The sequence below is a fragment of the Inquilinus sp. genome (assembly GCF_039594555.1).
GTDB lineage: Bacteria > Pseudomonadota > Alphaproteobacteria > DSM-16000 > Inquilinaceae > Inquilinus.
On the sequence record NZ_JBCNNF010000523.1, the window covers coordinates 1 to 4,148 of the forward strand.

Sequence of the window (4,148 nt, forward strand, 5' to 3'; positions counted from 1 at the left end):
GCCGCCGCAAGCTGGCCGAATACGGCGTCGCCCCGCCGCAGGACGGCGCCGGCCGGCGCGCCCTGTTCGGGGCCGAGACCGTGCTTTGCCCGCATTGCGGCTCGGTCCATACCGAGCGCCTGTCGGAATTCGGCTCGACCTCCTGCAAGGCGCTGTGGCGCTGCACCGACTGCCGCGAGCCCTTCGACTATTTCAAGTGCCATTGATGTCCGCCGCCACGCCGCGCTTCCACCGCCTGACCATCCGCGACCTGCGGCGCGAGACGGCCGACGCAGTCTCGATCGCCTTCGACGTGCCGCCGGATCTGGCCGCCGACTACCGCTACAATCCCGGCCAGTACCTGACCCTGCGCGCCAGCATCGACGGCGAGGACCTGCGCCGCTCCTACTCGATCTGCTCCGGCCCCGATGACGGCGAGCTGCGCATCGCGGTGAAGCGGGTTGGCGTCTTCTCCGACTGGGTCAACCGCACGCTCAAGACCGGCGACGCCATCGAGGTGATGACCCCGACCGGCCGCTTCGGCGCCACGAACGCGCCGGACCGGGCGCGCATCCATGTCGGCTTCGCCGCCGGCTCCGGCATCACCCCAGTGCTGTCGCTGCTGCGCGGCGTGCTGGCGCGCGAGCCGGAGAGCCGCTTCTTCCTGTTCTACGGCAACCGCTCGACCGGCGAGATCCTGTTCCGCGAGGCGCTGGAGGAACTGAAGGACCGCTTCCTCGGCCGGCTCTCGGTGTTCCATGTGCTGTCGCAGGAGGAGCAGGACCTGCCGATCCTGACCGGCCGGCTGGACGGCGACAAGGCCCGGCGCCTGCTGCGGCTGGTGGTGCCGGCGGAGATGGTGGACGAGGTCTATCTCTGCGGCCCAGAGGGCATGAGCCGGGAGATCCAGGCGGTGCTGGCGGAGCTGGGCGTCGCGCCGGAGAAGGTGCATGTCGAGCTGTTCGTCTCCGCCCTCGGCGGGCGCCCGCGGCCGAAGCCGACGGCACCCGCGCCCGACGCGCCGAGCCGCACCGCGGTTCTGACGGTCGACGGCAAGCGCCGAGAGGTGCCGGTGGCCGATGGCGAGAGCATCCTCGACGCCGCTTTGCGCGCCGGCATGGACCTGCCCTATGCCTGCAAGGGCGGCATGTGCTCTACCTGTCGGGCCCGGTTGGTCGAGGGCGAGGCGGCGATGGACCTGAACTACTCGCTGGAGCCCTGGGAGCTCGAGGCCGGCTTCATCCTGACCTGCCAGTCGCACCCAAAGACCGACCGGGTGGTGGTCGATTACGACCAGATGTAGGACGGACCACCAACCCCAATTGTCATTGCCGGGCTTGACCCGGCAATCCAGGGGCCACCCAGAGCGGCACCGGCATTTCTGGATGCCCGGGTCAGCCCGGGCATGACAGTGAGGGGGAGCGCCTACCCCTTCGGCCGCCTGTCGATCACCCGCTTCGCCTTGCCGGCCGACCGCTCGATCGCCCCCGGTGCCTGGATCAACACCCGGGCCGAGACCCCGATCGTGTCCTTGATCCGCAAGGTCAGCCGCTCGGCCGCCACGGTCAGGCCGGCGCCGTCCCAATGCTCCGGCCGGGCCTCGGCCAGCACCGTCATCTCGTCCAGCCGGCCCGGGCGGGTCAGCTCGATGACGAAATGGCCGCCGCACCAGTCGCAGGCCAGCAGCGCCTCCTCGATCTGGGTCGGGAAGACGTTGACGCCGCGCAGGATGATCATGTCGTCGGAGCGGCCGGTCACCTTCTCCATCCGCCGCATGCCAGGACGGGCCGAGCCGGGCAAGAGGCGCGTCAGGTCGCGGGTGCGGTAGCGGATGACCGGGAACGCCTCCTTGGTCAGGGAGGTGAAGACCAGCTCGCCGATCTCGCCGTCCGGCAGCACCGCCCCAGTGACCGGGTCGATCACCTCCGGCAGGAAATGGTCCTCCCAGACATGCAGCCCGTCCTTGGTCTCGACGCATTCCTGGGCGACGCCGGGGCCGATCACCTCCGACAGGCCGTAGATGTCGGTGGCGTCGAGGGCGAAGGCCTGCTCGATCTCCTGCCGCATCGCATTGGTCCAGGGCTCGGCCCCGAAGATGCCGAAGCGCAGCGAGCTGTCACGCGGGTCGAGCCCCTGGGCCCGGAACCCATCCAGGATCGCCAGCGCGTAGCTGGGCGTCACCATGATGATGTCGGGCCGGAAGTCGGTGATCAGCTGGACCTGGCGCTCGGTCATGCCGCCCGACATCGGCACCACAGTGCAGCCCAGCCGCTCCGCCCCGTAATGGGCGCCCAAGCCCCCGGTGAACAGACCGTAGCCATAGGCGACATGCACCATCATGCCCGGCCGGCCGCCGGCGGCGCGGATCGACCGCGCCATCACCGTCGCCCACATGTCGAGATCGGCCTGGGTGTAGCCGACCACGATCGGCTTGCCGGTGGTGCCGGAGGAGCCGTGGATCCGGGCCAGCCGCTCGCGCGGCACGGCGAACAGGCCGAAGGGATAGTTGTCCCGCAGGTCCTGCTTGGTGGTGAAGGGGAACTTGGCGAGGTCCGGCAGGTCGCGGAAATCCGAGGGGTGCACGCCGGCGGCATCGAAGGACCGGCGGTAATGCGGGACGTTGTCATAGGCATGACGCAGCGACCAGGCCAGCCGCTCGCGCTGCAGCGCCATGATCTCGTCGCGCGAGGCCCGCTCGGCCGCGTCCAGCCCCGGGATCACCGGCATCGCCCTCTCCCTGTTCTCAGTCTTCGGCCGGCCGGTCGATGAACGAGCCGCCCACGGTGCGGGAATGGCCGCGGAACTCGGCGATCACCGTCTCGCCGACCGCGACGCTGACGTCGTAGAGGCCGGAGCGGCCGGAGCGCGACACCTGCCGCGCCGTCGCCACCAGCCGGTCGCCGACCGTGCCCGGCCGCAGAAAGGTGATGCTGCAATGCGCCGCCACCGTGCGCTCGCCGGCCGAGTTGCAGGCGAAGGCGAAGGCCGAATCCGCCAGGGTGAAGATGAAGCCGCCATGGGCGGTGCCGTGGCCGTTGGTCATGTCCGGCCGGATGGTCATGGCCAGCTTGGCCCGGCCGGGCCCGACCTCCAGGATCTCCATGCCCAGCGCCCGGCTGGCGCCGTCGTCGCGCCACATCGTCTCGGCCGCGGCCTTCGCGACCGACTCGGCCTCCGCAGCGGTGGTCGCCTTCATTCCGCCCGCCCCGTGAACTTCGCCGGCCGCTTCTCGATGAAGGCGCGGACGCCCTCGGCATAGTCCGGCGTGCGCCCGGCCCTGCGCTGCAGGTCGCGCTCGAGGTCGAGTTGGGCGTCCAGGCTGTTGCCGGCGGAGGCGTCGAGCGCCTGCTTGATCAGGGCCAGCCCCTGGGTCGGCTGGGTGGCGAGATGGGCGGTCAAGGCCTCGGCCTCCGGTCGGAGGGCGGCATCGTCCACCGCCTTCCAGATCAGGCCCCACTCCTCGGCCTTGTCGGCCGGCAGCGGCTCGGCCAGCAGTGCCAGGCCGCGGGCGCGGGCGGCGCCGACCAGCCGCGGCAGCGCATAGGTGCCTCCGGAATCGGGCACCAGGCCGATCTTGGCGAAGGACTGGATGAACTTGGCCGACCGCGCGGCCAGCACGATGTCGCAGGCCAGGGCGATGTTGGCGCCGGCCCCGGCGGCGACGCCGTTGACGGCGCAGACCGCCGGCTTCGGCAAGGCCCGCAGGCGGCGGATCAGCGGGTTGTAGAGGCCGTCCAGCGTGGCGCCGAGATCGGGCGCCTGGCCGCCGGTGGCGCGGTCGTTGAGGTCCTGCCCGGCGCAGAAGCCGCGCCCGGCCCCGGTCAGCAGCACCGCCCGGCAGCCGGCATCGGCCTCGACCCCGGCCAGGGCCTCGGCCAGGGCGCGGTGCATCTCCTCGGTGAAGGAATTCAGCCGGTCGGGGCGGTTGAGCGTCAGGACGCTCCAGCCGTCGCGGCGATCGACCAGAACCGTTGGGTCCACGGGGCATCCTCCTGCGGATGGGCCGGTTGCGCCGGGCCTCTTGAATTGAACGATCGTTCGGTTAATTCTTAGACCCGAGATCCGGCCTGTCAATCGCCAACCGACGCGGACCGGGTGATCGGGAGGACGCCATGACCGCCATCCTGCAGATGCGGCAGGTAATGCTGTATATATTATAAAAACACCAA

At 70.6% G+C, this 4,148-nt stretch carries 4 protein-coding genes and 1 pseudogene; 2 read left to right on the plus strand and 3 right to left on the minus strand.

Translation table 11 applies throughout. The annotated features are described in order from the left end of the window. A pseudogene (locus ABDW35_RS33185) lies at positions 1–206 on the plus strand (phenylacetate-CoA oxygenase subunit PaaJ); the annotation flags it as partial. Continuing rightward, the gene (paaE, locus tag ABDW35_RS33190) at positions 206–1,282 is read left to right on the plus strand and encodes a 1,2-phenylacetyl-CoA epoxidase subunit PaaE (RefSeq protein WP_343718123.1); all 1,077 of its coding nucleotides are present in this window, start codon (positions 206–208) and stop codon (positions 1,280–1,282) included. The pseudogene ABDW35_RS33185 and the gene paaE, both read left to right, overlap by 1 nt. Positions 1,283–1,404: 122 nt before the next feature. Here paaE and paaK read toward each other — a convergent pair whose 3' ends face one another. The 3 genes from paaK to paaG are packed head-to-tail and all read right to left on the minus strand — an operon-like array spanning position 1,405 to position 3,960. Further along, a complete protein-coding gene (gene paaK, locus ABDW35_RS33195; RefSeq protein WP_343718124.1) occupies positions 1,405–2,706 on the minus strand; it encodes a phenylacetate--CoA ligase PaaK in 1,302 nt (433 codons plus the stop codon). A 16-nt stretch (positions 2,707–2,722) separates the two neighbouring features. Then, positions 2,723–3,175, minus strand: coding sequence for a hydroxyphenylacetyl-CoA thioesterase PaaI (gene paaI / locus ABDW35_RS33200; RefSeq protein WP_343718125.1), 453 nt, complete (start codon positions 3,173–3,175; stop codon positions 2,723–2,725). Next, positions 3,172–3,960 (minus strand): 2-(1,2-epoxy-1,2-dihydrophenyl)acetyl-CoA isomerase PaaG, encoded by a 789-nt coding sequence (paaG, locus tag ABDW35_RS33205; protein ID WP_343718126.1) that lies wholly within the window; start codon positions 3,958–3,960, stop codon positions 3,172–3,174. Before paaG ends, paaI begins: the two co-directional genes overlap by 4 nt. Positions 3,961–4,148 lie beyond the last annotated feature (188 nt).